The sequence below is a fragment of the Pseudomonas sp. B21-059 genome, assembly GCF_026016285.1.
GTDB classification, from domain to species: Bacteria; Pseudomonadota; Gammaproteobacteria; order Pseudomonadales; family Pseudomonadaceae; genus Aquipseudomonas; species Aquipseudomonas danubii.
In genome coordinates this window covers 5,660,333-5,687,273 of sequence record NZ_CP087201.1, presented here as the reverse complement: position 1 = coordinate 5,687,273, position 26,941 = coordinate 5,660,333, and the positions used below count along the sequence as shown (strand labels likewise).

The 26,941-nt window shown below is 63.4% G+C and carries 26 protein-coding genes and 3 pseudogenes; 6 read left to right on the top strand and 23 right to left on the bottom strand.

Annotated features, from left to right (window positions below; genetic code table 11):
* Nucleotides 1-73: 73 nt before the first annotated feature.
* Nucleotides 74-847 carry an SDR family oxidoreductase gene (locus LOY69_RS25235; protein ID WP_102860213.1) on the bottom strand — a complete coding sequence of 258 codons (774 nt, stop codon included), beginning with the start codon at nucleotides 845-847 and terminating at the stop codon, nucleotides 74-76.
* A gap of 161 nt (nucleotides 848-1,008) precedes the next feature.
* Between LOY69_RS25235 and LOY69_RS25230 the strand changes: the two genes are divergently transcribed.
* Nucleotides 1,009-1,614, top strand: coding sequence for a flavin reductase family protein (locus LOY69_RS25230; protein ID WP_102880961.1), 606 nt, complete (start codon nucleotides 1,009-1,011; stop codon nucleotides 1,612-1,614).
* 66 nt (nucleotides 1,615-1,680) lie between these two features.
* Here LOY69_RS25230 and LOY69_RS25225 read toward each other — a convergent pair whose 3' ends face one another.
* Nucleotides 1,681-2,565 carry a LysR family transcriptional regulator gene (locus LOY69_RS25225; protein ID WP_265073755.1) on the bottom strand — a complete coding sequence of 295 codons (885 nt, stop codon included), beginning with the start codon at nucleotides 2,563-2,565 and terminating at the stop codon, nucleotides 1,681-1,683.
* A gap of 96 nt (nucleotides 2,566-2,661) precedes the next feature.
* Here LOY69_RS25225 and LOY69_RS25220 point away from each other — a divergent pair, with 96 nt between their 5' ends.
* A complete protein-coding gene (locus tag LOY69_RS25220; RefSeq protein WP_265073754.1) occupies nucleotides 2,662-4,068 on the top strand; it encodes an MFS transporter in 1,407 nt (468 codons plus the stop codon).
* 7 nt (nucleotides 4,069-4,075) lie between these two features.
* Here LOY69_RS25220 and LOY69_RS25215 read toward each other — a convergent pair whose 3' ends face one another.
* Complete coding sequence (locus LOY69_RS25215) at nucleotides 4,076-5,005, bottom strand: DMT family transporter (protein WP_123393928.1); 930 nt, start codon at nucleotides 5,003-5,005, stop codon at nucleotides 4,076-4,078.
* Nucleotides 5,006-5,107: 102 nt separating this feature from the next.
* On the opposite strand from LOY69_RS25215, the gene LOY69_RS25210 reads away from it, so the two are divergent.
* The gene (locus LOY69_RS25210) at nucleotides 5,108-6,007 is read left to right on the top strand and encodes a LysR substrate-binding domain-containing protein (protein ID WP_102880958.1); all 900 of its coding nucleotides are present in this window, start codon (nucleotides 5,108-5,110) and stop codon (nucleotides 6,005-6,007) included.
* A gap of 35 nt (nucleotides 6,008-6,042) precedes the next feature.
* Here the strand turns inward: LOY69_RS25210 and LOY69_RS25205 are convergent, their stop codons facing one another.
* The 4 genes from LOY69_RS25205 to LOY69_RS25190 form a co-directional block, all read right to left on the bottom strand.
* On the bottom strand, nucleotides 6,043-8,283 hold the full coding sequence (locus LOY69_RS25205) for an ATP-binding protein (RefSeq protein ID WP_265073753.1): 2,241 nt from the start codon (nucleotides 8,281-8,283) through the stop codon (nucleotides 6,043-6,045).
* On the bottom strand, nucleotides 8,280-8,894 hold the full coding sequence (locus LOY69_RS25200; RefSeq protein ID WP_265073752.1) for a biliverdin-producing heme oxygenase: 615 nt from the start codon (nucleotides 8,892-8,894) through the stop codon (nucleotides 8,280-8,282). Before LOY69_RS25200 ends, LOY69_RS25205 begins: the two co-directional genes overlap by 4 nt.
* A gap of 257 nt (nucleotides 8,895-9,151) precedes the next feature.
* On the bottom strand, nucleotides 9,152-9,538 hold the full coding sequence (locus LOY69_RS25195; protein ID WP_102880955.1) for a cupin domain-containing protein: 387 nt from the start codon (nucleotides 9,536-9,538) through the stop codon (nucleotides 9,152-9,154).
* A gap of 80 nt (nucleotides 9,539-9,618) precedes the next feature.
* The gene (locus tag LOY69_RS25190; RefSeq protein WP_102860222.1) at nucleotides 9,619-10,428 is read right to left on the bottom strand and encodes an AraC family transcriptional regulator; all 810 of its coding nucleotides are present in this window, start codon (nucleotides 10,426-10,428) and stop codon (nucleotides 9,619-9,621) included.
* 196 nt (nucleotides 10,429-10,624) lie between these two features.
* On the opposite strand from LOY69_RS25190, the gene LOY69_RS25185 reads away from it, so the two are divergent.
* Together LOY69_RS25185 and ddlA are read left to right on the top strand one after the other, a co-directional pair.
* Entirely contained in the window at nucleotides 10,625-11,104 is a 480-nt protein-coding gene (locus LOY69_RS25185; protein ID WP_102880953.1) for a GNAT family N-acetyltransferase, read from the top strand.
* 45 nt (nucleotides 11,105-11,149) lie between these two features.
* Nucleotides 11,150-12,244 (top strand): D-alanine--D-alanine ligase, encoded by a 1,095-nt coding sequence (ddlA, locus tag LOY69_RS25180; protein ID WP_265073751.1) that lies wholly within the window; start codon nucleotides 11,150-11,152, stop codon nucleotides 12,242-12,244.
* Between the two features lie 19 nt (nucleotides 12,245-12,263).
* Here the strand turns inward: ddlA and LOY69_RS25175 are convergent, their stop codons facing one another.
* The 9 genes from LOY69_RS25175 to ggt all read right to left on the bottom strand — a co-directional run bounded on the left by LOY69_RS25175 (nucleotide 12,264) and on the right by ggt (nucleotide 19,141).
* Nucleotides 12,264-12,845, bottom strand: a complete 582-nt coding sequence (locus LOY69_RS25175) for a DUF4234 domain-containing protein (RefSeq protein ID WP_110652209.1) — start codon at nucleotides 12,843-12,845, stop codon at nucleotides 12,264-12,266.
* Between the two features lie 60 nt (nucleotides 12,846-12,905).
* The gene (locus LOY69_RS25170; RefSeq protein ID WP_265073750.1) at nucleotides 12,906-13,394 is read right to left on the bottom strand and encodes a GNAT family N-acetyltransferase; all 489 of its coding nucleotides are present in this window, start codon (nucleotides 13,392-13,394) and stop codon (nucleotides 12,906-12,908) included.
* Nucleotides 13,391-14,107, bottom strand: a complete 717-nt coding sequence (locus LOY69_RS25165) for a polyphenol oxidase family protein (protein ID WP_253085011.1) — start codon at nucleotides 14,105-14,107, stop codon at nucleotides 13,391-13,393. The genes LOY69_RS25170 and LOY69_RS25165 overlap by 4 nt, the downstream gene beginning before the upstream one ends.
* Before the next feature lie 133 nt (nucleotides 14,108-14,240).
* Nucleotides 14,241-15,053 carry a MerR family transcriptional regulator gene (locus LOY69_RS25160; protein ID WP_110652212.1) on the bottom strand — a complete coding sequence of 271 codons (813 nt, stop codon included), beginning with the start codon at nucleotides 15,051-15,053 and terminating at the stop codon, nucleotides 14,241-14,243.
* 78 nt (nucleotides 15,054-15,131) lie between these two features.
* Nucleotides 15,132-15,503: a helix-turn-helix domain-containing protein gene (locus LOY69_RS25155; protein WP_016967390.1), complete on the bottom strand. Its 372-nt coding sequence runs from the start codon at nucleotides 15,501-15,503 to the stop codon at nucleotides 15,132-15,134.
* Nucleotides 15,500-15,811: a type II toxin-antitoxin system HigB family toxin gene (locus LOY69_RS25150; protein WP_072450953.1), complete on the bottom strand. Its 312-nt coding sequence runs from the start codon at nucleotides 15,809-15,811 to the stop codon at nucleotides 15,500-15,502. The genes LOY69_RS25155 and LOY69_RS25150 overlap by 4 nt, the downstream gene beginning before the upstream one ends.
* A 115-nt stretch (nucleotides 15,812-15,926) precedes the next feature.
* Complete coding sequence (locus tag LOY69_RS25145) at nucleotides 15,927-16,193, bottom strand: DUF3077 domain-containing protein (RefSeq protein WP_248764742.1); 267 nt, start codon at nucleotides 16,191-16,193, stop codon at nucleotides 15,927-15,929.
* 463 nt (nucleotides 16,194-16,656) lie between these two features.
* The gene (locus tag LOY69_RS25140) at nucleotides 16,657-17,151 is read right to left on the bottom strand and encodes a GNAT family N-acetyltransferase (protein WP_123393939.1); all 495 of its coding nucleotides are present in this window, start codon (nucleotides 17,149-17,151) and stop codon (nucleotides 16,657-16,659) included.
* 154 nt (nucleotides 17,152-17,305) lie between these two features.
* Nucleotides 17,306-19,141: a gamma-glutamyltransferase gene (gene ggt / locus LOY69_RS25135; protein WP_265073749.1), complete on the bottom strand. Its 1,836-nt coding sequence runs from the start codon at nucleotides 19,139-19,141 to the stop codon at nucleotides 17,306-17,308.
* Between the two features lie 271 nt (nucleotides 19,142-19,412).
* On the opposite strand from ggt, the gene LOY69_RS25130 reads away from it, so the two are divergent.
* Nucleotides 19,413-20,381, top strand: coding sequence for a cytochrome-c peroxidase (locus LOY69_RS25130; protein ID WP_306383202.1), 969 nt, complete (start codon nucleotides 19,413-19,415; stop codon nucleotides 20,379-20,381).
* A gap of 54 nt (nucleotides 20,382-20,435) precedes the next feature.
* Here LOY69_RS25130 and LOY69_RS30690 read toward each other — a convergent pair.
* The 7 genes and pseudogenes from LOY69_RS30690 to LOY69_RS25095 form a co-directional block, all read right to left on the bottom strand.
* A pseudogene (locus LOY69_RS30690) lies at nucleotides 20,436-20,690 on the bottom strand (methyl-accepting chemotaxis protein); the annotation flags it as partial.
* A 15-nt stretch (nucleotides 20,691-20,705) separates the two neighbouring features.
* Nucleotides 20,706-21,383: pseudogene (locus LOY69_RS30685) on the bottom strand (PAS domain-containing protein); the annotation flags it as partial.
* A gap of 332 nt (nucleotides 21,384-21,715) precedes the next feature.
* Nucleotides 21,716-22,996: a GTP-binding protein gene (locus tag LOY69_RS25115; RefSeq protein ID WP_265073748.1), complete on the bottom strand. Its 1,281-nt coding sequence runs from the start codon at nucleotides 22,994-22,996 to the stop codon at nucleotides 21,716-21,718.
* Nucleotides 22,993-23,655, bottom strand: coding sequence for a nitrile hydratase subunit beta (gene nthB, locus LOY69_RS25110; RefSeq protein WP_102880938.1), 663 nt, complete (start codon nucleotides 23,653-23,655; stop codon nucleotides 22,993-22,995). Before nthB ends, LOY69_RS25115 begins: the two co-directional genes overlap by 4 nt.
* Nucleotides 23,656-23,696: 41 nt before the next feature.
* Nucleotides 23,697-24,290: a nitrile hydratase subunit alpha gene (gene nthA, locus LOY69_RS25105; protein WP_102880937.1), complete on the bottom strand. Its 594-nt coding sequence runs from the start codon at nucleotides 24,288-24,290 to the stop codon at nucleotides 23,697-23,699.
* Between the two features lie 76 nt (nucleotides 24,291-24,366).
* On the bottom strand, nucleotides 24,367-25,881 hold the full coding sequence (locus LOY69_RS25100) for an amidase (protein ID WP_102880936.1): 1,515 nt from the start codon (nucleotides 25,879-25,881) through the stop codon (nucleotides 24,367-24,369).
* A gap of 191 nt (nucleotides 25,882-26,072) precedes the next feature.
* A pseudogene (locus tag LOY69_RS25095) lies at nucleotides 26,073-26,938 on the bottom strand (transporter).
* Nucleotides 26,939-26,941 lie beyond the last annotated feature (3 nt).

The following is a 26,941-nucleotide window of genomic DNA, read 5'->3' as shown; positions in this document are numbered from 1 at the left end:
AATGGATCGCGGCATCGTCCGAGGCGATCGATGCAGCGGCTCGGCAGGCCAATTTACCCCTTGGGCGCCAGGATTACTTGGTGGTGTAGCCGCCGTTGATCAGTAAGGTCTGACCGGTGATCCACCAACCTTCTGTCACCAGGTGACGAATGAAGGGCACCACATCCTCGATATCAGTGAGTCCGGTCTTGCTCGAAGGCGACAGGGCCGCGGCGCTCTTGTGGTAGGCCACGGCGTCGTCCCCTTCGGCAGGGTAGAAGAACGGTGTATCCATGGGGCCTGGCCCTACAGCGGTGACCGAGATGCCGCGGGCGCCGAACTCCTTGGCTGCGGCCCGGGTGAAGTGTTCCACCGGTGCCTTGGAACCGCCATAGGCGGCATAGAACGGGGTGAAGGCTCCCAGCAGCGACGTCACCAGGGTCACCAGCTTGCCGTTGTCCTCCAGGTGTTTGCCGGCTTCCTTGATAAAGAAGAACGCGCTCTTGGCATTGACCGCAAACATCTGGTCGTACTCGTCTTCGCTGATGTCGACTATGGGTTTTTTCAGCACCTTGCCCACGGTGTTGATGGCGATGTCGATCTTGCCGAAACGCGCCTTGACCTCGCTGAACAGACGCTCCACGGCACTGGCGCTGGTGAGGTCGGCCTGCCAGGCGTGGGCCTCGACCCCCAGGTCCTTGAGCGCCGCCAGGGTGCGCTCGGCGTCGGCCTGGCTGGCGCTGCTGTTGTAGTGCACGGCCACGGCTTTGGCCCCGTGGCTGGCAAGATCACGGGCAATCAGGCCGCCGAGGTTTTTCACCCCTCCGGCAATCAACACGACTTTGTTGTTCAGGGAATGATCGGCCATGGTGCGGCTCCTTCGACGGTTGGTGAAGGCTGAGTCTAGTCTTTGGAAGGGCGCGGATAAGCCGTCGGCGGCTGGACGGATTATCCAGAAAATCCATCCAATGCCGCGGTCTGCCCGAGGGCTGGATAGGGCTACAATCGGTTTTTTTTCAGGAGCCTGCCATGCCTGCATTTCGTCGTTCGGTCCCTCTGGAAAAGGCCTACCGCCTGCTCAATCACGGCCCTACGGTGCTGGTCAGCGCGGCCCATGGTGGCCAGCGCAATATCATGGCCGCGGCCTGGGCGATGCCCCTGGATTTCGAGCCGCCGAAAGTTGCCGTGGTGCTCGACAAGTCCACCTGGACCCGGCAGTTGCTGGAGGCTTCGGGCACCTTCGTCCTCAACGTGCCCTGCGCCGCTCAAGTGGACATTGTGCAGAGCCTGGGCAACAGCTCCGGACTGGAGCTGCACCACGCCGGGCGCGACAAGTTTTGCGCCTATGGTTTATCGACCTTTGCCGGCCAGGCCCTTGAGGCTCCGCTGCTGGAAGGTTGCGTGGCCTGGCTGGAATGCCGGCTGTTGCCCGAGCCCCACAATCACCAGCAGTACGACCTGTTCCTCGGTGAGGTGATTGCGGCCCAGGCCGATACCCGAGTGTTCAGCGAAGGGCGTTGGCACTTCGAGGGTCAGGACTCGCTGCGCACCCTGCACCATGTAGCGGGTGGGCATTTCCTGACCATTGGCGACGCCGTTGACGGTCGTCAGTTGCCCCAGGCCGGTGAGGTTTGAGTCAACGTCTGCTGGGTGTGATCCAGCACCTGCAAGTCCAGCGCTCTGCCGCCGACTGGGTCTTGGCTACCAGCTCACCTGGCCCAGGGCGTCGGCGAAGGCGTTGAGTTTCGGCGAGCATTGGCGTGAGGGCGGGTAGACCAGGGACAGTTCCCGGCAGCGCCCGTCATGGGCCTGGAGAATCGGCACCAGATGGCCTGCGTCGAGGGCATCGCGCACGGCGAACTCCATCAACTGGGCGATGCCGAAGCCACCCAGCACCGCATCCACCAGGGCATCGCCGATGTCGAAGATCAGCCGCCCCTGCACCGCCAGGTCCAGAGGCTTGCCCTGGTCCATGAACTGCCAGTCCACCAGGCGGCCGCTGCGCAGGTTGCGCACGGTGAGGCAGTTGTGCTGCTGCAAGTCCGCCAGTTGCCGGGGCGTGCCATGGCGCTGCAGATAAGCCGGCGCCGCCACCGTTACCCAGCGCAAGGGCGCTAGGGGACGGGCGATCAGACGCTGGTCGTTGATCACCCCGGTACGCAGCACCGCGTCGAAGCCTTCGTCGATGATGTCCACCACCCGATCGGTCATGACCGCCTCGATGCTCAACTCGCGATAGCGGGTGGTCAGTTCGCCAATGACCGGCATCACCACCTTGCGCCCGAACAGTGAAGGGGTGCTGATCTTCAGCGCTCCGGTGGGAGAGTCCCGGCGGTCCAGCAGCAAGTGCTCGGTATGGGCCAGTTCTGCCAGCAGCGGTCCGGCCCGGTCCACCAGAACCTGGCCGTCCGGGGTCAGGCTGACACTGCGGGTATTGCGTTGCAGCAGGCGCACGCCCAGTTGCTGTTCCAGGCGGGCAATGGCCCGGGACAGGCCGGATTGGGTCAGCCCCAGGTCGCCGGCGGCCCGGGTGAAACTGCGGGTCTCGGCCACCCGGACCAGCAGGCGAAGGGCGTTCAGATCCATGATTAAAGTCATTACTGAAAGAGGAAGTGGCGTATTTATCATTTAAACGGCATCGATGACACTGGGCGCCGCTTATTTCAGACAAGGATTTTCGCGATGTCCGCGACCCCGTTAGCCAAGCCGTCGGGCTGGATGCTGTTACTGCTGGCCACCGCGCAGTTGATCATCGCCCTGGACGCCACCATCGTCTTTGTTGCCCTGCCGGACATTGGCCAGCGTCTGGGGTTTTCTGCCCAGCAACTGCAATGGGTGGTCAGCGCCTACAGTGTGGCCTTTGGCGGCTTCCTGCTGCTGGGCGGGCGTGCGGCGGACCTGTTGGGCAAGCGGCGTTTCTACATCATTGGCCAGTCCCTGTACGCCCTGGCGTCCCTGGCCGGCGGCCTGGGCGGCAGCGCCCTGTTGCTGGTGCTGGCCCGGGCCGTGCAGGGCGTGGGCGGGGCGATGCTGTTCCCGGCCACCCTGGCCCTGATCAACACCTGGTACGCCGAAGGCCCGGCCCGTAACCGCGCCTTTGCGGTGTGGAGCGCGGCCTCGGCGGCGGGGCTGGCCCTGGGGGCCTTGCTGGGCGGGGTGTTGACCCAGTACTGGGGCTGGGAAGCGGTGTTCCTGGTCAACGTGCCCCTGGCCGGAGCCTGCGCACTGATGGCCCGGCGCTGGATTCCTGCCGACCCGGCGCGCCAGCGTGGCCGTCAGTTCGATCTGCGCGGTGCCCTGACCGTGACCCTGGGGGGCACCTTGCTGGTGTTTTCCATTGTTCAGGGGCCGGAGTGGGGCTGGACCGCGCCGGCGACCCTGGCTTGCCTGATGCTGTCCCTGGCGTTGCTCTGGCTGTTTGTCCGACTGGAGCAGCGCAGCCCGGACCCGCTGATGCCGCTGCGTTTGCTGGGTTATCCACAACTGCGCATGGCCATGGTGATTACTGCATTGTTCATGAGCAGCTTCGGCGTGCAGTACTACTTTCTCAGCCTGTATTTCCAACAGGTCTACCAGTTCAGCGTGTTGCAGAGCGGCTTGGCGTTCCTGCCTTCGACCCTGCTGTGCACGGCCGGAATCTGGGTGGCGGAACGGGCGCTGCTGCGTATCGGCTTGCGGGCGACCCTGGTCAGCGGCTTGCTGCTTGGGGCGCTGGGCATCGGCATGATGTACCTGGCCTTGCCCGCCAGCAGCGGTTTTGTCGGCCTGTTGCCGGGAATCGTGGTCATGAGCATCGGCCAGGGCATGACCTGGACCTCGATGTGGGTCTCGGCCGGGCAGGGTATCGCAGCATCCGAGCAAGGGGTGGCAGCGGGGGTGGCCTCCACCAGTCAGCAAATCGGCGGGGCCCTGGGGCTGGCGCTGCTGGTGTCCCTGGCCAATACCTTGAGCCCTGAGGGCAATCAGGCTCATGGCATTGAAATGGCCACTGCGGCCAGCGCCCTGCTGGCCTTGCTCGGGGCCCTCCTGGCGCTGCGCTTGCCTCGCGCGTCACCAGCCTTGCCGGCCTGTTCCGTGGCCCAGGGCTGAGGCGCGTTCAGTGGGGTTGGGGCAAGTGGCGGCGCACCGCCCACAGCACCCCGGCCAGCAACAGCAGGGCCGCCGAGCTTTGCAGCAGGCTCGGCAGGTGTTGCAGGCAGATAAAACCGTACAGCAGGGCAAACAGGGTCTCGAACACGATCAGTTGGCCGCTGAGGGTCAGGGGCAGGCGCCGGGTCGAGGCGTTCCACATGCGATTGCCGAACCAGGAACCCAGCACTGCACTGGACAGGCTCAGGCCCCAGAACAGCATCCAGCGATGCTCGCTGGCCTCGACCTGGGTGCCCGGCAGGGAGAAAGCTTCCGCCAGCAGCCAGATCAGAGCGCTCATGAGCCCGGTGGTGATGCCCCACAGGGTCGACCACTGGCTGCTGTTGAAACGGCTGCCTTTGAGGTAGCGGGCGTTGTCGGTGGCGAACCAGGTCCAGCACAGCAGGGCGCCAAAGGCGCAGAGCAGGCCCAGGGCGCGCTGGCCCAGCTCGGGTGAATCGCCAGGCGCGGTCAGCAGGGTGTCGAGGTTGATGCAGCAGATGCCGGCGAACACCAGCAGCAGGGGCCAGCGCAGGCGGCGCAAGGGCACGGCGTCGGCGTCGCCGCGCCCGGCCAGGGTAATGGTCAGCGGCAACAGGCCGACGATCAGCGCGGTGCTGGCCACCCCGGCCCACTGGATGGCGCTGGCCAGGAGCATGAAATAGATCAGGTTGCCGGTCAGCGCCAGCTTCACCAGCAACCCGGCATCGCTCCAGGTCAGGCGTTGCAAGAGTTCCCGGGCCTGGGGCGCAGCTAGGAGCAGGGAGAATGCACCGTACAGGGTGAAGCGGGCACAGCTGAGCATCAGCGGACTGAACTCCGGCAACAGGCTGGGCACCACAATGGCCAGGCCCCAGACCGCACCGGCCAGGGCGGCGTAAGCAACTCCGCGTTTCATGCACACACTCGCAGCGATTCATCAAAGCGCGCAGCCTAGTCATTGCTGACCGAGTGGACAAAGGATATATAGGCACCTACCTATTCTTCTGGGGAATGCCTCATGAGCCGCTTTGCCCGTCATTTGCCACCATTGGAAACCCTGGTGACCTTCGAGGCGGTGGGGCGCAACGCCAGCTTCACCCGCGCCGCCACCGAGCTGTGCCTGACTCAGAGCGCAGTGAGCAAGCAGATCCGTGCCCTGGAGCTGTCGCTCAAGACCGAACTGTTCGAGCGCCAGGCCCGGGGGGTGAAACTCACCGCCAGCGGTGCCTCGCTGTTCGCCGAGGTCAGCACTCAGTTGGAGGCGTTACTGCGCAGCGTCAGTCGCCTGCGGGCCGGGCGCGATGCCAACACCGTTACCGTGCAATGCACCCATGCGGTGGCGCAGTTCTGGCTGTTTCCGCGCTTGCTGGCGTTCAACAAACAACACCCGGACATCACCGTGAGCATCCACGCCAACAACGACATGGACGAGTCCAGCGTGGCCGAGCACGACTTCGCCATTCTCTACGGCGCTGGGCATTGGTCGTCCCTGACCGCCACGCCGTTGTTCGCCGAGATTGTCTATCCCATCGCCAGCCGGCGCCTGGAGTTGCCGGCCATTGACGCGCTGGCGCAACTGGCCGAGCTGCCCTTGATCCAGCTGGATGCCTCGGCCTGGAACTGCATCGACTGGCGCGACTGGTTCCGGCATTTCGGCCTGGACTACAGCGCGCCGCCAGGGGCCATGGGCTTCAATCAATTGACGCTGATGTTCAGCGCCGTGCAGCAGGGCATGGGGGTGGGCCTGGGCTGGGATTTCATGGCCAGCGAGTTGGTGGCCCAGGGCGAGTTGCAGCGCGTCGGCCAGTGGGCGTTTCGCACCGGGCAGGCAGACTTTCTGGTGCATGTGCGGCACAAGCGCCTGTCTGCCAGTGGCCAGTTGTTTCGCGACTGGCTGGTGGCGCAGGCGAGTGAATGAGCGCCCGGGGCGGTGTGCCAGCCCCGCTGCCTGGATCAGAGGCTGGCGCGGGGCACGCTGAAGCGGAACTCGCTGCCCTTGCCCGGTTCGCTGTGGGCCTCGATCTTGCCGCCGTGGGCCTGGATGATGCCCTGGGTGATGTACAACCCCAGGCCGGTGCCGTTGGGGTTGCCTTCCTTCAGGGTCCAGTAGCGGTCGAAGATGAACGGCAGCTGGTCGGCGGGAATGCCTTCCCCGGTGTCGCGGACGCTGAAGACGATCTGCTCGCCGTCGGACATCGCCACCACCCCGACCTTGCCTTGCTTGGGGGTGAACTTGATGGCGTTGCCCACCAGGTTCGACAACACCTGGAACAACCGCTCGGGATCGGCATTGATGGTCAGCTCGGGCTCGGCGTGGAAGCTGATGTCGATGGCCTTGTCCAGGGCCAGGGGGGCCAGCAGCGAATAGGCCTCTTCAAAGATCTGGCTCACCTCCAGCGGCTGTGGCGCGATGCTGTAGCGCCCGGCTTCGATCTTCGAGGTGTCCAGCAAGTCCTCCAGCAGGTTGTTCATGCGGCTGGCGGCCTGTTGCATGGTGTCGATGGCCGAGGAAATGCGTCGTGACGTATGCGGGCCGTCAGAGCTGAAGGCCTTTTGCAGCATGCCGCAGAGCATGGAAATCACGGTCATCGGGTTGCGCAGGTCGTGGGACACCACCGCCACCAGCTCGTCCCGGGCGCGCACTGCCTCTTGTTCACGCAGGACCTGGCGCGCCAGGTCGTGTTCCAGGGCCGAGCGCCGCAGGTCATTGGCGGCGAAGCGGTCGCCGTGGCTCCACTTGCTGGAGATCCCGGCCATTTCCACCTTCCAGATCTCGAACGAGGTACGCGGTCGCAGGCGCAGGCCGGCGTCGGAGTTTTCCAGGTCCAGGGGTTTTTGCGGGTTGCCGCTCCAGTGGATGTTTTCCTTCACTTCGGGGCGGAACCACAGCACGCCGTTATCCACAGGTTTAGGCAGACTCATGGCCAGGACGCCGCTGGCGACCTGTTGATAACTCGCCGCCGGCGGGTACACGCTGGCCAGGTGATGGCTGGCAAACACCGCTTCCCCCGTGCCTTGCAGCCAGCGATGCAGCGCGCGGATTTCGTCCTGGGGCGGGCACTGGCCGAAGCAGTGCAACTGTTTGTCCTCGATGATCGCGACACCGCCGGCTTGCGTCAGGTCCAGCAGCACCTGCGGCGCCTGGGTCAAGCCGTCGAAAACACTGCCGCAGGCGTCGCGCATGGCCTGGTCGAGGCTGGCCAGGGCGGTGAGTTTCTCTTCCCGCTGGCGGCTCAGGTCCAGGGCTTGCATGGCGCTGATCTGCAACGACAGCACCTGGCCAATGGTCTGGCAGGCAATGCGCAGTTCGTGGGGCACCAGCAGCGGCTGGCGGTTGCCGCAGCTGATCAGGCCCCAGAGCTGATCGTCCTTGAGCAGGGAAATGCTCATGGACGACAGCACGCCCATGTTCTTCATGTACTGGCAGTGAATCGGCGACACGCTGCGCAGGGTGGCGAAACTCAGGTCCAGGGGCTGCTGGGTGTCCGGGCGCAGGGTCGGCAGCAGCGGCACCGGCTGGTAGTCGGCGTTGGGAATGATCCGCAGCCAGTTGCTGCGATACAGCTCGCGGGCCTGCTGGGGAATGTCCGAGGCGGGGAAGAACAGGCCGTTGAACACCTCCATGTCGGGGCGGGTGGCTTCGGCGATCACCTGGCCGTGGCCTTCCTCTTCGAAGCGGTAGATCAGCACCCGGTCGTAGCCGGTCATGGCCTGGATCTCTGCAACGCTGATGGCATACAGCTCGTGCAGGGTCCTGGCCGCTTGCAGGCGCCGCAGCAGGCGCCCGAGGTTCTCGGTCTGTTGCTTGAGGTGCTGGTGCTGCAAGTGATCGGGCTGGATTTCCAGCTCCAGCATCAGCACCCCCTGATGGCGATGCAGCAGGGCTTCGAAAGGTGTTCCGTTGAGTGACAGGTGCAGCGGCGGTGCATCGAACAGCTGGTCCTGTTGCAGCACTTCACGGATGCGTTGAGCGTCTGTTTCTCCCAGCAACTGCTCCAGGGGGTGACCTAGCAGCGAATCGGCAGGCGGGCCCAGTAGGGTCTCGACGTTGGCACTGATCTGCTGGATGCGCAGTTGCGGTTCGCACAGGGTCAGCAACACACCGTGGGGCTGGATCGCTCCCGGGGAGTGGATGGGTTCGTTGGCGCAATTGGCCAGCAACTGTTCGAAGGTTTGGGAATCTTGGGGGGTCATAGCAGCACCTCGCGGCGGTCGAGCCAGCGTTCGAAACAGGCAAATGTGGATTGCGCGGCGCTGACCAGGTGTCGGCGTGTGCTCGGGTCTTCGGGCATGCGCCCCAGGTAGTCGAGAAAGTCCTTCCAGCGCCGCCCGGTGGCAGTGCCATAGACGTCGAGAAAGGCGCCGCCGTTGTCGGCATCGAGATCCAGGCGCCGGGCCATTTCCCGGCGCAGAATCTGTCCGCCCAGGGTCGCGCCTTCCAGTACGTAGAGGGTGCCCAGGCAGGCTCCGGCGCTGTTCAGAGGCGGCAGTTGCTCACAGCGGGGCAGGGCCTCGATGCTGGCGACATCCAAGCCCAGGGCACGCAGATCCCCGAACAGGGTCGGGGTCTTCAGGCGTTGGCTCAGGTCATAGCCCGCAGGGATCAGGCCGCTGTTCTGCAGGGCCGCTTCCAGGGGCTGATAGAAGCCGTAATAGGCCTGGATCAGGCGTCGATACCAGAGCGCATCAAGCCGCTCACAGAAGAACGGCAGGCGTTTCTCCAGGGCAACGTGCAAGGTCGCGGTGCCGGTGCGCAGGTCTTGAAGCAGGGTGGGCGTGGTGCTGGCTTGGTGCGGTGTCGGCATGCAGGGATCAGGGGTCGCAACAGGTAGTGGACGCGCCATGGGCGTCATCAAAAGCCGGGACCAGGCTGGCATCCCCGCGATAGAGCCATCGCACAGAAAAAATCGGCGCGTCACTTTACCCGTGCTTTTTCCCTCGACGTAGGGGTTTTGTCACACCGTCGGTCGGTCAGCAGCGTTGATTGAGTGGCGTGTCAAAGCGTCTGACCCCGCCGGTGCGGTGGAAATTCCCTTTTCCACTTTGCAGATTCGGGCCGGGGTCAGATCCAGACGTCGTTCTGTGCCGTACGTTCGCCGCCTTGATCGCCGGTGTTGAGCACGCCCTTGGGCTCGATCAACAGCAGTTTGACCTCCTGCTCGGCCCAGGGCTTGTGTTCGACGCCCTTGGGCACCACGAACATCTCGCCGCTGGCGATGGACACCTGGCCGTCACGGAAGTCGATGTGCAGCAGGCCGTCGAGCACGATGAAGGTTTCGTCGGTGTCGGCGTGGCTGTGCCAGACGAATTCCCCTTGCAGCTTGGAGATCTTGAACTGGTAGTCATTCATCTCGGCGATCACCTTGGGGGTCCAGTGTTCGCTGAACAGGCCGAGTTTGTTGGCGAAGTTGATGCTTTGGTAGGCGTCTTGCGGGGCAGGGTTTTGCATGTTGCGGTCCACCTCAGTGATGAATGAACACTGAGGGTAAACAGGCAGGGGCGCGGGCTTCTTGAACGATCGTGTGTGGCTCAGCGGCCGAGCATCTTCAGCCAGCGAGCGGGAGGCAGGCCGTAGGTCTGGCGAAACTGTCGGGTCATGTGGCTCTGGTCGGAGAAACCCGCCATCAGCGCCGCATTGGCCAGGGACTGGCCCTGCACCAGCAGGGCGCGGACCAGGTCCAGGCGGCGCATGCTCAGGTAGCGATAGGGGCTGGTGCCGAACAGCAGGCGAAAGTCCCGGGACAGGCTCCAGCGGTCGCGTTCGCTATGGGCTGCCAACTCGTCCAGGGTGAGGGTCCGGTCCAGGGCGCTGTGGATGTACTCTCGGGCGCGTTCTGCCGCTACGTAGTCGAAGCGCTGGCGGGACCGCGGGACTCCGGACACGCTGTTCAAGGCGTGGGCCAGGTCGAACAGCGCGTCTTCCTGTTCCAGCGGATCGAGGGGGCCGTCGACGCTGCGCAGCAGGGTCTCGGTGGCGGCGAACAGCCGCGGGTCATTGGACAGGCCGCCGGCAATGAAGGGCAGTGGCTGGCCGCCGAGGATTTGCTGGATCAGCGCCGGCTCGACATACAGCATGCGGTAGTGAAAACCGTCGTGGGTGCCGGCTTCGCCGTCGTGGGGCTCGTCGGGGTGCAGGACCATGGTGGCCCCAGGCAGGCTGTGGCGCCAGCCGCCACGGTACTGGAAGCTCTGTACCCCGCGCAGGGTGCGGCCGATAGCGTAGGTGTCGTGGCGGTGCATGTCATAACCATGGCCGGCGAAATACGCCTCGATGCGCTCCAGGCCCCGGGCGGGCGGCGCGCGGTGAACCCAGTCGGTGACAGCGGTGGGTTTGGCCATTGGACGGTCCTGGTGAGCAATCGCAAGAGCCGCACATTAACTCAGGGGCTTGGAGTTTGTCTGCAAGGCCTGAGCCGATAACGCATGCCTCTGTGCTGCAACTGCCTCTTGCTATTGCCCCGGTGGCTGGTGACTAATCTGCAGGCACGATTGCCCCTCAACACGGACGTTATGTCCCCGTATCAGGAGACTGAACATGGCTGTTGTTTTTCGCCCGGTAGCGGACGCCGACATTGCGCGGATCTGCAGTTTCGTGGGCAGTCCCCAAGAGTTGTATTTCTTTTTTCCCGCTGCCACCTGGCCGCTGACCCACAAACAGCTGCGCGACTCCATCGCCCAGCGCAGCGACTCGACAGTGATCGAGTTGGATGGGCAGGTAGTGGGCTTTGCCAACTTCTATCGCTGGGCCAGTGGCGGCACCTGCACCATCGGCAATGTCATCGTCGACCCAGAGGTGCGCGGCGCGGGCCTGGGAGCGCAACTGATCGGGCAGATGATCCATATCGCTCGCAGCAAGCACCAGGCCAGCGAGGTGACGCTGTCCTGCTTCAACAGCAATGTGGCGGGGTTGCTGTTCTATCCGAAGCTGGGTTTTGTGCCGTTCGCCATCGAAGAGCGCAAGAACAAGGAGCAGGAGCGGGTGGCGTTGATCCATTTGCGCTACAGCCCCAGCTGAAACCAAGAGAAGCGTCAGCGATCATTTTTTTAACGGGAACCATTCATGAGCAAGTTGCGGGTCGGAATTATTTTTGGTGGCCGTTCGGCCGAACACGAAGTGTCGTTGCAGTCGGCGCGCAACATCGTCGATGCCCTGGATCGTTCGCGCTTCGAGCCGGTGCTGATCGGTATCGACAAGCAGGGCCACTGGCACCTCAATGACACCTCGAACTTTCTGATCAACCAGGAAAACCCGGCGCTGATTGCCCTCAACCAGTCCAACCGCGAACTGGCGGTGGTACCGGGCAAGGCCAGTCAGCAACTGGTGGAAACCTCCAGCCAGGAACTGCTGGGCCATGTCGATGTGATCTTCCCTATCGTCCACGGCACCCTGGGGGAAGATGGCTGCCTGCAGGGCTTGTTGCGCATGGCCGACCTGCCCTTTGTCGGCTCCGATGTACTGGGCTCGGCGGTATGCATGGACAAGGACATCAGCAAGCGCTTGCTGCGCGATGCCGGGCTGGCGGTGACGCCGTTTATCACCCTGACCCGTGCCACTCGTGGTCGCTACGGTTTTGCCCAGGCCCGGGAGAAACTCGGCTTGCCGCTGTTCGTCAAACCGGCGAACCAGGGCTCGTCGGTGGGGGTGAGCAAGGTCGAAAGCGAAGCCGATTATCTGGCTGCCGTGGAACTGGCCCTGAGCTTTGACCACAAGGTGCTGGTGGAGTCGGCAGTGCGGGGGCGGGAAATCGAATGCGCGGTGCTGGGCAATGACCAGCCGCTTGCCAGTGGCTGTGGCGAGATCGTGGTCAGCCAGGGCTTCTATTCCTACGACAGCAAGTACATCGACGAACAGGCGGCTCAGGTGGTGGTACCGGCGGCGATCAGTCCGGCTGATAGCGAGCGGATTCAGGCCCTGGCCATCGAGGCATTCCAGGTACTGGGTTGCTCCGGGCTGGCCCGGGTCGATGTGTTCCTCACTGACAGTGGCGAAGTGCTGATCAATGAAATCAACTCCCTGCCAGGGTTCACGCGTATCAGCATGTACCCCAAACTATGGCAGGCCGCCGGCATGAGCTACAGCGAGCTGGTCAGCCGGCTGATCGAGCTGGCCCTGGAGCGTCACGGCGAGCGCCAAACCTTGAAAATCACCCGCTAAGGCGAGCCTCCTTCCGGGCTCATTCCGGCGGCAGCATCAGCCCGATGCAGGCCAGCGCCAGCAACAGCGACCCAAGCACGATGAACACGTAGTTGATGGGTGTGAAGCGGGCGTTGCTGCGACCCTCGGGGTCACCCGCAGCAGCATTCAGACCCCGCTGGCCCAGCCAGGTGACCCATGCCAGCACTGGCAGCAGCGCCAGGCTGGCGATGTCGGTCACCGGGTAGCCGATGTTCTTGCGTGACAGGGCATCCACCACGTTGTTGACGATCAGCCCCACCACAAACAGGGTTGCCAGTTCACCGGGCCGCCAGTCATGGCTGCGGCCGTCGCGCTTGAGCTGTGCATCGGCTTCGCGGTACAGCGCGTGGGTGAAGAAAATCGCAAAAAACGCCCGGGCCACGGGCCACAGTTCCTGGCCGCTGGCATGCCTGAATTGATGCCAGTGCTTGTAGGCCCAATACAGCTGGTAAATGCCGAAAGTGACGATGTACAGGGTGATGAACTTGGCCCTGGACACCACATAGAACGGTTGCAGCTGCGCTTGGGGGGACGGCGCGACCAGTTCCGCCTTGGGCGGGGCATAGAGGTTGTCAGACACGGGCACTCCTTGGTTGGGTCTGAAGAAGCGGCAACGTTAGCGCCGCTTGGGGTGGGACGCCTACTGGCATTCAGGCAGGTCTGCGCGGGATGACTCACGACGCAGCGGATCTGCCGGGCGAAGGTAATGAATATCCCATTCGCTTTCACTGACCTGAACAAAACCCAGGCGTCGATAAAAACGATTCGAGTCACTGCCACGCAGGGCATCCAGGCGGATTGGCACCTGTTCCAGGGTTGATCGATCAATCAGCGGTTTCAAGGCCTTCTCGCCGATGCCCTGCCCCTGAAAATCAGGCATGACGTACAGGTGCTGCAAAAGCAAATGATCGCTATAGGCTTGGCTCTGAATGAAGCCTACATGCTGTCCGTCGAGACAGATGAATTGGCATCGTTCGCAAGCAAAACTTGCCACAAAGCGTTCTCGGGCGCGCTGCGGGTCGAAGCGTCCGATGCGTTCCAGGCTGTCGCGCATCGCCGTTATACGCATGTTGACTAGGGTTTCCAGATCGTTTGCGGTGGTGGCTTGCAATGCAAGCACCGGGCTCATGTGCGGGCTATCCAGGAGTATTGAAAGGCCTTCTCGTCACCGCGATGGCCCCGGCGCCGGTAGCTGGCCAGCTTCGGGGTCGAGCAGTAGGTGCACAGTGGGCTGAACTCGACCTGTTCATCACTCATCCCGGCCGCACGCAGCAAGTACAGGGCATAGCGGCTCAGGTCGAACCACAGCGAGCCTTCCTGGGTCGGTTGCGGCGGGGTGATCTCGGGCGGCAGCAAGGGGGCCGGTTGCTGACGGCTCCAGGGGGCCTGAGCTGCGGGCCACAGATGGCTTTGGCTGGCAGACAAGTGGTTGACGAAATCCGCACTGACTTCATAGCAGCAAGGCTTGATCGACGGGCCAATGGCCACGCGCAACTGATGTACGCCGATGCCCCGAGCGGCGAAGTGCTCCAGCACATGGGCAATGATCCCGCCGTGCAGGCCTTTCCAGCCGCCATGCACCGCTGCTACCCAGGCGCCGTCGTGGCTGCTGATCAACATCGGCAGGCAATCGGCGGTGACCACCGCAATCGGCCGGGCCGAGCGGGTCAGTACCGCGTCGCCACGAATGATGCCGCTGGGCAGGGTGGTACTGGCTTCCACCACTTCGCCGCTGTGGACCTGGGAGCAGAAGAACAGATTGGCCGGCAGGGCAGCGCCCACGTTGGAAAAGTCATGACGGATGCCGGTTATCTGCTGCAACACACCTGCCTGGAAACTCATCGGGCCTTCGCTCGGTTACCTGGGAATGGTTGCAGAGCATAACGGCATCCGCGGTACTTTTGCTGACAACGGCTGGCCCGGACAGGCTCCCAGACCAGCGGTCTTCCCAGTACGGGCCCGTCTGCCGGGCGTTTCAGGCGTTCAACGGGATATACAACTCCACCACGCTGTGGGGATTCATGGGGCCCAGAAAGCGTTCGCCGCTGTACTCGAACTCCAGGGCTTCGATGGGCAGCAGCCCGGCCGCGGGCAGCCATTCGCTGTAGGCGGCGCGGAAGGTTTCCGGCAGGGTTTGCACCGTGCCGTGATGCTCGACCCGGGCGTAGTGGCGGCCGGGGATTTCCAGTTCCACCATGCCCGGCACCAAGGGCGCGTCGGCCGCCACCGGCAAGCCGGCGATGTAGCGCCAATGGCCGTCCTCCAGAGGTTGGCAGATGCCGTAAGTGCCAACAGGGTCGGCCAGTCGCTGGATCTCCTGCTCCCGGGGTTCGAAGCGCTGCCAGAGTTCGGCGATGGAGCCGGGATCATTCTGCTGCCAGGCCATGCCGATGATTCGCAGCGGCGCCAGGAGCACTTTTTCCGGCGTTTGCGGCGCAGGAATCTGGCGTTGCGGCTGCGCCAGATAGCGCTGCAGATGACCGAGCACTTTCTGGCTGCGGGCAATCTCGCTTTCCAACTGCCGGGCGTGGTCCTGCAGTGATTGCTGCATGTGCAACACGCTGTCCAGGCCGCCCTGGTCCGCCAGCGTGCGGATGTCTTCCAGGGACATGCCCAGTTGCCGCAGCCAGACGATGCGGCCCAGGGTCACGATCTGTTCCGGGCTGTAGTAGCGATAGCCGTTGTCACGGCCGGTGAGGGCCGGGGTGAACAGGCCGATGCTGTCGTAATGGCGCAGGGTCTTGGTGGTGAGGCTGTGGCAGCGAGCCATTTGGCCGATGGTGAGCATGGAACGTCCTTTGGGTGGTGGGGCTGGACGGCAGTCTGAGGGTTTACCCAAGGGCAAGCTCAAGCCCGGCAGCGTGGCTCAGGACGATTTGCTCGGCTTGATCAGGCTTTCGGCCGGGATGCCGAACAGCTGGTGCAGTTTCCAGATCATCGGCAGGGTCAGCGCGCGCTTGCCGTTGAGCACTTCGTAGACGCGATTGGTGCGGCCGATGGCCGGCGCCAGGTCGGCGGCGGACAAGCCGGATTGCTCCATGCGGAACTTGATCGCCTCGATCGGGTTGGGCAGGTCCAGGGGAAACTGCCTGGCTTCGTATGCCTCGATCAGGGTGATCATCACATCGAAGTAATCGCCTTCAGGCGTCCCGGGCTGCGGTTCGTTGTCGAACAGGGGCGAGACGCTTTTGAGCGCGGCGCGGTAATCCTGGTCGGTGTGGATAGGGCGGATGTTCATGCGGGTTGCTCCATGTCTACGCTGTCGGCGTCAATGGCATCGTACTGCTGGTGGGTACCTACGAACTTGATGTAGAGCGCGCCGAAGCGATAGGCCACGGCAACGATCAGTCGATACTCATTCCCCTTGATGTTGAAGACCACCCTGCGGCTTTTGAGAATGCTCGCGTTGCGATACTGGTCCTTGATCTGCGCAGGGTTGGACCACTCGGCTTTCCTTGCTTCATCGACCCAGGCCAGCAAGGGCTGTTCTGCGTCCGGGTACTTCTCCCAGAAGGCCTTCAACTGACTGACTGCAATAATTCTCATGGCGTGATCCTAGTCCCGTCCTGGGACTTAAACAAGTCGCTGAGTGCGTCAAGCGATGTACGGGCAGATCGCTGGATCTGCCCGCGCAGGCAACGTCGGCTCAGGGACGATCAGGTCATGCAGAGAGCGTGGCGTGCACGTCGTCCATCAGTGCCTTGCCCATCTCTGCCAGGTAGTGTGCCGCCCAAGCATAGCGGTCGCACCGCGGCTCCATGGCGGCCTCCAGGGTGAATTGCTTTGCCAGATGCAACAGCGCAGAGGCGTGTTCCAGGGCATCGCTGATCGGCACGTCGGCATTCACCCGAAACAGCGGATGCAGGTGTTCGCCGCACTGGGAAAAGCGGATTTCACCGAGGGTGGTCAGGGGCGATTGAGTGGTCATCGGGCACCTCCGGCTTTTTGTGACGGGAGGTAATGGAGAAACAGATTGCAGAAGCAGTTCATGGTCACGACTCCTTGATTCGAAGGACCGTCACCGTCTGCCGCCAAGCAGATCAGGGTGGCGGATTGCGCAGGATTGGCGGACCGGGAATCAAGGAACCGGCGAACCCGAAGGTTCTCCCACGCAACCCGCCATAACGCAGGTATGCGGGCGCAAAAAAAGCGCCCGCATGTGGGTGGGGCGCTGTTGCGCCTCGATTCTATCAGGCCGCCAAGCCTGTTCGCTGATTTTGCAGCGACGGTCGAACCATAGGTTGGAGTAGGGGGCGTCGCAACGGCATTACTGCGACATTTTGTGAACCAACCCTGTAGCCGCTGCCGCAGGCTGCGAACGACCGGAACGGTCGCAGCGATCTCCCAGGCGCCGAAGGCCCTTCGGTCCTTGTCGCAGCCTGCGGCAGCGGCTACAGAAAGCCCTGTTTCGCCATCTCACTGGTCGCGGCCCAACCCAGCCCCTGATACAGCGGCTTGCCGGCCTCGGTCGCATGCAGCACGGCAAAGCCCAGCCCGCGCTGGCTGAACTCGGCCTCTGCCAGTTTCATCAGCGCCGACGCCAGGCCGCGGCGCCGGTAGGCCGGTTCGACGTAGACGTTGAGCACGTAGCCGCGCTGGTCCTGAGTTGGATGGGAAGGGTGGGGCGGCCAGTCGATGTTCATCAGGCCGATGCTGGCCACGCTCTGCTCGGCGTCCATCAGGGCGAAGCCGTAGTAGCGGCCGTCCTCCAGGCGTTCGCGCAACCAGGGGCGAAAGTGCTCGGTCATCACCTGCAAGGTGGAGAGGTCCTTACCCGCATCGAGAAACATCGCCTGGCGATGGCGGCAGATCAATTCAAGGTCCTGGGGCGTCAGGCGTCGTGGGCTAAGGCCCGGAATATCAAGGTCGGCTGCAATCTTGTTCATCGTCGGTTCCTCGGTGGGCAGGGACGATGCTAGGGCAGATCCACAGGCCGGGTCAGACACAGAGCGCCGCAAAATCTTGCATACAGTGCCCTGGGCCCCCGCCCACAAAAAAGGGCCAGCCTCACGGCCGGCCCTCGGGTTCAGCGCAGGGCCTTCAATCCCCCAGCGCTTCCCCTTCGCGCCGTGGATCGGCGCCGCCGGCCCAGGACGCCTTGCCCTGTGCATCACGCACGCGAACGATGGCTTGGGTGCCGCTGGTCATGTCGATCTCGTTCAGTTCATGACCCTGGGCTCTCAGCGCCTGTTTCAGCGCCGGGCTGAACTGGCCCTTCTCCAGTTCGGTAGGGCCGTTGCGGCTGCCGAAGTTGGGCAGGCCGACGGCGGCTTGCGGGTCGAGGTTCCAGTCGAGCATGCCCACCACCGACTTGGCCACGTACTCGATGATCTGCGAGCCGCCGGGGGAGCCGACGCTGGCCAGCAGTTCGCCGCTGGCGCGGTCGAAGACCAGGGTCGGCGCCATGGAGGAGCGCGGGCGCTTGCCCGGTTCGACGCGGTTGGCCACCTTCTGGCCGTTTTCCTCGGGGATGAAGGAGAAGTCGGTCAGCTGGTTGTTGAGCATGAAGCCCTGGACCATCAGGTGCGAACCAAAGGCCGCTTCCACCGTGGTGGTCATGGACACCGCGCCGCCTAAGTCATCCACCGCCACCACTTGCGAGGTGGAGATGCGCATTGGCGAACGGTCCGGTGCGTAAGCCACCTGGATGCCCTGAGGCTTGCCCGGTTCGGCCTTGCCCATGCTGCGTTCGCCAATCAGCGCAGCGCGCTGGGCCAGGTAGTCCGGGGCGATCAGGCCGGCCACCGGTACTGGCACAAAGTCGCTGTCGGCCACGTACAGGCCACGGTCGGCATAGGCCAGGCGTTCGGCTTCGGCGATCAGGTGTACCGCTTGTGGCGCTGGCTCAAGGCCGGCGGGCAGGTTGGTTTTCTGCGGCTTGAGGTTGGCCAGGGTGTAGCGCGGGTCGCGTTGTTCCAGAGCCTGCAGGGTGCCGAGGATCTGCGCCACCGCCACACCGCCCGATGAAGGCGGCGGCATGCCGCACACCTGCCAGCGCTTGTAGTCGCTGCACAGCGGCGCGCGTTCCTTGGCGCGGTAGCCTTGCAGGTCGTTGAGCGACAGGCTGCCGGGGTTGGCGTGGCCCTGGACCCTGGCGACGATTTCCGCGGCCACCGGGCCTGTGTACAGGGCGTCCGGGCCTTCCTGGGCGATGCGTTTGAGCACGGCGGCCAGCTGTGGATTTTTCAGCAAGGTGCCCACGGCTTTCGGCGTGCCGTCGGCATTCAGGAAGTACGCGGCCATGTCCGGCGAGCGCGCCAGGAACGGGTCGGCGCTGATCATGCTGTGCAGCCGTGGCGAGATGGCGAAGCCTTGCTCGGCCAGGCGGATCGCCGGTTCGAACAATTGCGCCCAAGGCAGGCGCCCGTGTTTCTGGTGGGCCATTTCCAGGGCCCGCAGCACGCCTGGGGTGCCCACCGAGCGGCCGCCGATCTGCGCCTGAGGGAAGGGCATCGGCTTGCCGTCCGCCTGCAGGAAGAGCTTCTCGGTGGCGCCCGCCGGCGCGGTTTCCCGACCGTCATAAGTGCGCACGGCCTTGCCGTCCCAGAGCACGATCATCGCGCCGCCGCCAATCCCCGAGGACTGCGGCTCCACCAGGGTCAGCACCGCTTGCATGGCAATCGCCGCATCAATGGCCGAGCCGCCTTTGCGCAGCATCTCGCGCCCGGCCTCGGCGGCCAGCGGGTTGGCGGCGGCCGCCATGTGTTTGTCGGCATGCCGGGTTTGCATGTCGGTGCGGTAGCCCGAAGCGATTTCCGGAGCGGCAGGCAGGGCGGTGGAAGAGGGCGGGTTGTTGCAGGCGCTGAGGCTGAGGGCGGCGGCCAGCAGGCCGAGGCTGAGGAGTGAGGGGTGACGGGGAGGGAATATCGAGAACACGCGTTGAGCTCCGTTCACTGGGAAATGAGGTGTCGTCCGTGGAGGGGAATGTACAGCAGTGGCGCCGCCAGCAGGGCCGGCAGGTGGCCATGACCGTGCGCTGGGCCAGTGGCAAGGCGCTGCTCAGCGGCCCTGTACATAGGGTCGCAGGCAGGCGTGCACCCGGCCACCGATTGATCTGAGTCAGGGCGGCTGGGGGAGGTTGGGCACATGGTGCAGCAAACCATAAGCCTGATGAGAGGACGCCATGCACGGTTGTAAGTGGTTACTTGTGTTCGGATTGCTGCTGGGGAGCGAGGCACGGGGAGAGACGCCGAGCGAGCCGATCCTGCCGGTGCAGCCGGCGAAGATCAGTGATGTGGCCAAGGTGGAGTTGGGCAAGCAGCTGTTCTTCGACCCGCGCTTGTCCAAATCCGGTTTCATCTCCTGCAACTCCTGTCACAACCTGAGCATGGGTGGCAGCGACAACCTGCCCACCTCCATCGGCCACAACTGGCACCAGGGGCCGATCAACTCGCCCACGGTGCTCAACTCTGGGCTGAGTTTTGCCCAGTACTGGGATGGCCGTGCGGCGACGCTGCAGGAGCAGGCCAGCGGCCCGATCACCAACCCGGGGGAGATGGGTTTTACCCATGACCTGGCGGTGGACGTACTGCGTTCCATTCCCCAGTACCGGGCTTCGTTCAAGCGTGTGTATGGCAACGATGAGATCAGGTTCGAAGACGCCACCAACGCCATTGCCGCCTTCGAAGACACCCTGGTGACGCCCAACGCGCCGTTCGACCGCTGGCTCAAGGGCGACAAGGCGGCCATCAGCCCGACTGCGCTCAAGGGCTACCAACTGTTCAAGTCCATCGGCTGCGTGGCCTGCCATAACGGCGAGGCGGTGGGCGGCGGCTCGTTTCAGAAAATGGGCATGATCGAACCCTACGTCACCCAGAACCCAGCCCAGGGCGTGGCCGGACTGACCGGCAAGGACGCCGACCGGATGCTGTTCAAGGTGCCGACCCTGCGCAACGTGGCGCTGACCTATCCCTACTTCCACGATGGTGCCTACTGGAAGCTGGAAGAGGCGGTGGACGTGATGGCCCGCCTGCAACTGGGGCGCAAGCTGGGCACTGAGGAAGTCGGCCAGATCGTGGCCTTCCTGGAAACCCTGACCGGCGATCAGCCGGACTTCAAATTACCGATGCTACCGCCGTCCTCGGCGCAGACACCGCGTCCGCAGCCGTTCAACTGACCGAAAAGAACCGCAGCGTGCGCCCTCCGTTCGCTGAGGGTGCCGCTAGCTATCCATCATCTCTGCCGCTTGCTGGGTCGCCTGGCTGGTCCGGGTGGCCAGCTTGCGTACTTCATCGGCGACCACCGCAAAGCCGCGTCCGGCCTCGCCGGCACGCGCTGCCTCGATGGCGGCGTTCAACGCCAACAGGTTGGTCTGGCTGGCGATGCCCTGGATGGTGGCGACAATTTGCGTCAGTTTGTTGAGGGTTTCCTGCATCACCCGATGTTGTTCCGCCTGAGCTTCGCGCATCGCGCTTTCTTCATGGTGGGCATGGATATCGGTGATGGCGCCCACCACTCTTTGCGGGGAGCCGTCCTGCGCACGTCGTGTTTGTCCGCGGCCGCGAAACCAGCGGTATGTGCCATTTTTGTGCTTCAGTCGATAGGCCACATCGAACGGTGTCTTGCCGCTGCGATCGTTAACGTGGGCGACAAAGGCACCGATGGCCCGTGCGCTATCGTCGGGATGCAAGCGTGAGGTCCAGCTTTCCAGGGTGTTGGGAAACTCCTCAACCGTGTTGCACCCCAATAGCCGACGCATTTGCGACGACCACCAAATGGTGTTTTTCGGGTTCGCCGGGTCGCCGGCTACCACCTCGATGTCCCAGAGCCCGTCGTGCAGCATCTCCCGGGAAATGTCGAAACGGGTGGCCGCCAGTTCGAGTTGCTGGTTGTGCAGATACTGTTCGTGAATGTCACGAACGCTGCCGCCGATGGCCAGCGCCTTGCCTTGCTCGTCGCGCCGCGATACCCCGCTGATTCGGCACCAGCGATAGTCGCCGTCGGCGGTCGGCTTCATCCGCGCGTCCAGCGTAAACGGCGTGCGCCCACTGCGATCGGCCAGATGCCGGGTGAGCGCCTCCAGATGCAGTTGCTGGTCAGCCGGGTGCAGTCGTTCGCTCCAATCGCCCAGCTGATCGACACCCTGGACCTGGAGCGATGCCGGCCCGGTCCAGTGCATGGCCCATTCCGGCGTGGGGGTGGTGGTTGCGTCCAGTTCCAGCGTCCAAAACCACTCGCCTGCGCCTTGGCTGATCAGCGCCCAGTACGCTTGCGCTTGGTGCCACTGGCTGTTGCGCTCGGCCAGTTGTTCAGTCAACCGGGCGACGTCCATGCTCAGGGCATGTGCCTGGTCCTTCAGGGTTCGCCGTTCCTGCAGCAGTTGTTCCACCCCGGCCAGGATGCGGCGCAATAACGGGTTGTTCGACGACAGCGGCGTGCAGTCCTGGTCAGGCAGTTCCAGCCTGTCGGCGAGCGGTGCCAAGACCCAGCGGGTGGTTCGGTTGAAAAAGTTCATGCAATACCTCTATCTGGGGTCAATGGATCAGCCAGCAAGGATTGCGTCTGGCGGGTCGACAAGGCATGGGCGTCAAACGCCGTCGCCCCTGGCAGGGTTTGCCAGGTGGATGGGCCCGCGGCGATTTCCTGAGCACTCAGCAAGCAGGTGTCGAGTTCACGCTGTAACGCCTCGGTATCCAGATCCTGGCCAATGAAAACCAACTCCTGCCGGCAATCGCCGACAATGCCGTCCCACTTGGCCATGATGCTCTGCAAGCGGTATTCATCCCGTGGCCAGTGCGATTGCTCAATGAAGTTCCACCAGCGCCCGACAAAGTCCCACTGGAACTGTTTGCCGCTTTGCACCAGCAAGCCGGTTTCCAGGTGTCGGCTGGCAAGCCAGAAGTAACCCTTGCAGCGCAACAGGCGGCCGTCGCGCCAGGGCTGCTGGAGAAAGTCGAATAATCGCTGGGGGTGAAACGGCGCGCGCTCGCGGTACACCCAGGATGTCACGCCATAGGTGTCCGACTCGGAGGCCGGTGCGTCTTCGGCTTCCATCTTGCGCATCCAGCCCGGCGATGCGGCAAGGCTGGGTAAATCAAACAGGTGCGTGCCAAGGATGCTGGATAGGCCGACGTTGCCCTGGGTCATCGGCATGATCCGTGCGGTGGGGTTGAGGCCGGCGAGGATCGCGCGCACCGCCTGGTAGCCAGGCTCGTCGATCAGATCGAGTTTGTTGACCAGAATGACGTTGGCGTATTCCACCTGCTCGATCAGCAGGTCTGCCAGCTGACGTTGGGGCGCGTTGTTCTGGGCATCGTCGTGGGGCAGGGTGTCCGGTGACTGCAGCAGCGCTTGAAAACGACTGCCGTCGACCACCGTGACCAAGGTGTCGAGCCGCGCCAGTTCGCTGAGGCTGAAGCCCTCGGCGTCAAGGAAGGCGAACGTCTCGGCGACCGGCATCGGCTCCGAGATCCCCGTGGACTCAATGAGCAGATAGTCGAAGCGCTGCTGGCGTGCCAGGGCGCTGATCTGTTCGAGCAGGTCGGCCCGCAGCGTGCAGCAGATACAGCCATTGCTCATTTCGATCAGCTCATCGCGACCACGGTGCAGCATCACGTCGCGCTGCACCTCTTCGGCATCGATGTTGACCTCGCTCATGTCGTTGACGATGACGGCCACTCTCAGGCCTTCGCGATTGCGCAGGATATGGTTGAGCAGGGTGGTCTTGCCGGCGCCGAGGAAGCCAGAAAGCACGGTCACCGGCAGTCGGCCCGCCTGGGCGCCGTCAATCATAGGTTCACCGCTCGCGAGCTGGCGGCCTTGTCCAGGTAGCTTTCGAACAGGTCGACCACCACGAAACCATCATCGGCGGCCTCCCCCCACAGGTCTTTCACGCGAAACTCGACGTGGTAGGTCGGCTGATAGGCTGCGGTCAAGTCGCCATGACCTATCGCGTCCGGGAACGGCCATTTTTCTGAGGTCCGGTGCAGGACCACGCCTTCTTTGCCGCGCACGTAGGCCGGCATGCGGATATGCCCGGCCACATGCTCGTCGCGCACGACAACCCGGTCGCCGACTTCAAAGGGCGGCCGGCCGGTGATCGCCGGGCGACCCTGAGCATGCGCGGGGTTCGCCAGCTTGAAGTGAGAGCCCAGCGCCTGATCGAGCTCCGCCTGGGTGATGACGCCCGTTTCCACCAGCAGGGTGGCGGTCGCGATGACGTAGCGTTCGTAGTACTGGGTGCCGACATGTTGGCGGACATCCAGGCGTTCGACGGCGTGGCGCACTTCGTCCACGCTGAACTTCTTCAAGTGATCGGCACCGATAAACATCAAGCTGTAGGCCAGGTGCTCCCAGTCTTGCTTGAACACAGGCTGGTAGCTGAGGCTGTTGACGGTGTGCGGGACTTTGCCAAAGCCTTGAAACCCACCGAGATCGTGAAAGCCATCCATCGTGAATACCTCTGAACAGTGAAGGAAAGACAGCGTCCCGGTCAGGCCACACGCGGTAGCGCCACGCCGATAAGGACATCCTTGGTGATCAATTGTCGAAGAGCCTCTTCATCCATGGACTCGCTGCCCTGAGGCCGCACAGGCAGTACCAGGTAGCGACTTTCGGCGCTGGTGTCCCACACCTTGACGGTGACTTCGTCCGGCAGCTCAGTGCCCAGTTCCCGCAGGACGGTGCGCCCTTCGCGAACCAGTCGGGCGCGGAACTCGAAGCCCTTGTACCACTCAGGCGGCAAGCCCAGGACCGGCCAGTTGGTGCAGGAGCACAGGCTGCACACAATCACGTTTTTCACACTGGGCGTGTCTTCCAGGGCAACGATGTATTCACCCTGCGGGCCGGTATAGCCAAATTGGGCGCAGGCAGCGGTGCCGTCCTTGAGCAGCAGTTCGCGGAACTGCGGGTCGACCCAGGCCTTGGCCACCACCCGAGCACCGTTTTGTGGGCTCCATTCGTGCGCCATCAGTTGTGTCATGTGCTCGATGTAACCGTCGGGGATCAGGTCCTTTTGCTTGAGCACTTGTAGTAACGCCTGTGCTCGCTCGCCTGGGGTTGATGTGTTTTTTGCATCTGTGGTCATCAGTTGACTCCTCATCATTGAGCTTCTGGGCAGCGCCTGGCGGCTTGTTCTTTTGGCGCTGCGTGGGACGCACCGGCTAATTGTTTTTCCAGTCGACCGCCGCTTCGAACGCCGCGGCAGCTTGGTAAATCGTGCCTTCTGCATAGTGCTTGCCCACCAGCATCAGCCCGACAGGCAAACCCTCTACCAGGCCGCAGGGAATCGACATGGCCGGATGGCCGGTGATGTCCTGGGCGGAGGCATTGCCGATCATTTCCAGCGCGCGGGCCACGTACTCGGTGATCGAGCAACCCGGCTCCGGGTGGGGTTGGGCAATGATCGGGACGGTGGGCATCACCAGCAGGTCGTAACGGCTCAATGCCGCGTCATAAGCGCTGCGTGCCAGGCGCCTGAGGTTTTGCGCCTTGGCATAGAAATGACCGTTGTAGCGGTCCAGGCCGTATTGCCCGACGAACATGCACAGTTTGAGAGAGGCGCTGAGGTCATTGGCCTGCTCGCGCCATCCGGCTTGCTTGTCCAGCAGCCCGAGGTCATACAGCCCTTTCCAGTTAAAGCCGGCCCCATTGCCGTGCATCATCTGCATCGTCAGGCCTTCACAGCCGATGGGGTGCCACAGCGAACCGGCAATCTTGTGTTCGGGCACCGACACCTCTTCGACGTGCGCGCCCAGCCGCGAAAACGCTGCGATGGCATTGCGTACACAGGCGGCCACGCGCGGGTCCTGGTTGGCCAGCTCAAAGCCTTCGCGCAGGATGCCGATCCTCAGCCCGCTCACACCGCGTTCCAGGTAATCGGTGTAAGCGTCGACCTGGGGCGCGGCTTGGCGCGGATCGAGCCCATCGGCTCCCGCCATGACCTCCAGCATCAACGCGTTGTCCCGCACGCTTGCGCTGATGGGGCCGGCATGATCGATAGTCGCCTCGATGGCCATGATTCCGGTGTAAGGCACCAGCCCATGGGTCGGCTTCATTCCGTAAGTGCCGCAGAAGGCGGAAGGAATCCGGATCGACCCACCCTGGTCGCCGCCCACGGCCAGGTCGACCTCGCCTGCGGCCACCAGTGCGGCGCTGCCGGAAGACGAGCCACCCGAGGCAAACCCGTGGCGATAGGGGTTGTGCACCGGCGCGGGATCGGAGGTGTGACTGCCGCCAGACAGGCAGTAGTGCTCGCACGTTGCCTTGCCGAGGATGGTTGCGCCGGCATCCAGCAGTCGAGTGACCACGGTGGCATCGAAGGATGGAATGAACCCCTCAAGGGGTTTGGCGCCATTCATCATGGGGACGCCAGCCAGTGAAATGTTGTCCTTGAGTGCGACCGTTTTGCCCGCCAGTTTGCCTTCGCCAGCACCGCTGACTTGCGTTCGGAAGTACCAGGCGTTGAGCGGGTTGTGTGCACTGGACGGGCGATAGCCCGAGCTGCGTTCGTAACGTACCGGCGGGATGAAGTCAGGCAGCTCGTCTATCAGGTCATAAGCGTCGAAGCTTGACTGCATAAGCGCCAGGTATTCACCGGCTTGCTCTGCACTGAGCTGCATGTGCAGGTTGCTGGAGATGTCCAATAGCTGTTCGAGGGTGGGACGAACGATTGCCATGGTTGGGCTGTCCTTATCGTAAGTGGCCGAAGAGCACGGCGTGCTCATCAACATCAGTGGGGCCTGGCGCTCAAGATAGTCCGAGCCTGCTGGCGCAGGCTTGGTTGAAAAAGACATCGACTTGGCTGAGCCGGACACCCCGGCATCCAGGCGCACCGTGGTGTGCGGTGGCGGTCCGATGGGCTCTTGCTTCAAAAAATCCGCGCGTAACGCAGGTTCACCCGCAAGTCTTCCTGGGTGCCGTTGTCCACCGAGAGGTCCTTGCCCAATTGCAGTTGGATCTGGTCCTTGGGGTGACGAATTGGGTGGCGGTAAGGCGGAAGTTGGTGGTGCCCAACTCGTTATCCTGATTGACGTGTTCGATGTTCGTCTCACCTCCCCAGGTGCGTCCGAAGCCGATGCCAAACGCGGTGCTGGCGTTCGGCATGTAACGCCCCATGATCTGTGCTGCAAAGGAGACGTCCTGCTTCATGCGCTCGGCATTGGCAGCGTAATCAGTGTTGTCTCCATACCAGGTGGCGCCGCCTACCAGGTCCACGGCCCATTGTTCTGTGAAGTGTTTGACGTAGGCACTCTGCAGTTCGAATTTCCAGCGGTTCTCTCCGATGTTGAGTGCATCGTCCTTGTCATACGTACCCGTAGGCACGTACAGATACGGGGCGATGCTGAGCGTGTCGCGGGCTTCGTTGATCCGCCACTTGACCGGCGCGGTGAGGATCAGGTCGCCAAAGCCACGGGTGCTGCCCAGCGTTGAGGCGTCAGCCGCGCTGGAGACGTGGCCGAAAGGCAAAAGAAATTGCGGGTCGATGGTGACGGTGTCGCTGAGCGCGTAGACATGGATCAGCCGCAGGATGCCGACGTCCGAGGTCACCTTGAAGTCGGAGCTGACCTTGTGTCCGTTGGCATAAGCCGCGTCTGTGGTGGCGTGCTGGTAATAAATCGCACCGATGTTGGTGCCGGCCGGGTATTGCTCATAATCGCCGGGCGCAACTTCACCGGCGCTCGCGTGTAGCGCCGGTAACAGGGTGCAGAGGGGCAACAGGCGGATCTTGTTCATTGT

Excerpts from the sequence above, each read along its gene's own strand:
- nthB (WP_102880938.1), bottom strand. The coding sequence starts at position 23,655 with ATGGATGGCTTTCACGATCTCGGTGGGTTTCAAGGCTTTGGCAAAGTC.
- LOY69_RS25200 (WP_265073752.1), bottom strand. The coding sequence starts at position 8,894 with ATGCCGACACCGCACCAAGCCAGCACCACGCCCACCCTGCTTCAAGAC.
- LOY69_RS25155 (WP_016967390.1), bottom strand. The coding sequence starts at position 15,503 with ATGAACATCCGCCCTATCCACACCGACCAGGATTACCGCGCCGCGCTC.
- LOY69_RS25150 (WP_072450953.1), bottom strand. The coding sequence starts at position 15,811 with ATGAGAATTATTGCAGTCAGTCAGTTGAAGGCCTTCTGGGAGAAGTAC.
- LOY69_RS25205 (WP_265073753.1), bottom strand. The coding sequence starts at position 8,283 with ATGACCCCCCAAGATTCCCAAACCTTCGAACAGTTGCTGGCCAATTGC.
- LOY69_RS25115 (WP_265073748.1), bottom strand. The coding sequence starts at position 22,996 with ATGATTGACGGCGCCCAGGCGGGCCGACTGCCGGTGACCGTGCTTTCT.
- ddlA (WP_265073751.1), top strand. The coding sequence starts at position 11,150 with ATGAGCAAGTTGCGGGTCGGAATTATTTTTGGTGGCCGTTCGGCCGAA.
- LOY69_RS25160 (WP_110652212.1), bottom strand. The coding sequence starts at position 15,053 with ATGCTCACCATCGGCCAAATGGCTCGCTGCCACAGCCTCACCACCAAG.
- LOY69_RS25230 (WP_102880961.1), top strand. The coding sequence starts at position 1,009 with ATGCCTGCATTTCGTCGTTCGGTCCCTCTGGAAAAGGCCTACCGCCTG.
- nthA (WP_102880937.1), bottom strand. The coding sequence starts at position 24,290 with ATGACCACAGATGCAAAAAACACATCAACCCCAGGCGAGCGAGCACAG.
- LOY69_RS25145 (WP_248764742.1), bottom strand. The coding sequence starts at position 16,193 with ATGACCACTCAATCGCCCCTGACCACCCTCGGTGAAATCCGCTTTTCC.
- LOY69_RS25225 (WP_265073755.1), bottom strand. The coding sequence starts at position 2,565 with ATGGATCTGAACGCCCTTCGCCTGCTGGTCCGGGTGGCCGAGACCCGC.
- LOY69_RS25165 (WP_253085011.1), bottom strand. The coding sequence starts at position 14,107 with ATGAGTTTCCAGGCAGGTGTGTTGCAGCAGATAACCGGCATCCGTCAT.
- LOY69_RS25190 (WP_102860222.1), bottom strand. The coding sequence starts at position 10,428 with ATGGCCAAACCCACCGCTGTCACCGACTGGGTTCACCGCGCGCCGCCC.
- LOY69_RS25220 (WP_265073754.1), top strand. The coding sequence starts at position 2,662 with ATGTCCGCGACCCCGTTAGCCAAGCCGTCGGGCTGGATGCTGTTACTG.
- LOY69_RS25185 (WP_102880953.1), top strand. The coding sequence starts at position 10,625 with ATGGCTGTTGTTTTTCGCCCGGTAGCGGACGCCGACATTGCGCGGATC.
- LOY69_RS25170 (WP_265073750.1), bottom strand. The coding sequence starts at position 13,394 with ATGAGCCCGGTGCTTGCATTGCAAGCCACCACCGCAAACGATCTGGAA.
- LOY69_RS25235 (WP_102860213.1), bottom strand. The coding sequence starts at position 847 with ATGGCCGATCATTCCCTGAACAACAAAGTCGTGTTGATTGCCGGAGGG.
- LOY69_RS25210 (WP_102880958.1), top strand. The coding sequence starts at position 5,108 with ATGAGCCGCTTTGCCCGTCATTTGCCACCATTGGAAACCCTGGTGACC.
- LOY69_RS25195 (WP_102880955.1), bottom strand. The coding sequence starts at position 9,538 with ATGCAAAACCCTGCCCCGCAAGACGCCTACCAAAGCATCAACTTCGCC.
- LOY69_RS25140 (WP_123393939.1), bottom strand. The coding sequence starts at position 17,151 with ATGAACAAGATTGCAGCCGACCTTGATATTCCGGGCCTTAGCCCACGA.
- LOY69_RS25215 (WP_123393928.1), bottom strand. The coding sequence starts at position 5,005 with ATGAAACGCGGAGTTGCTTACGCCGCCCTGGCCGGTGCGGTCTGGGGC.
- LOY69_RS25100 (WP_102880936.1), bottom strand. The coding sequence starts at position 25,881 with ATGGCAATCGTTCGTCCCACCCTCGAACAGCTATTGGACATCTCCAGC.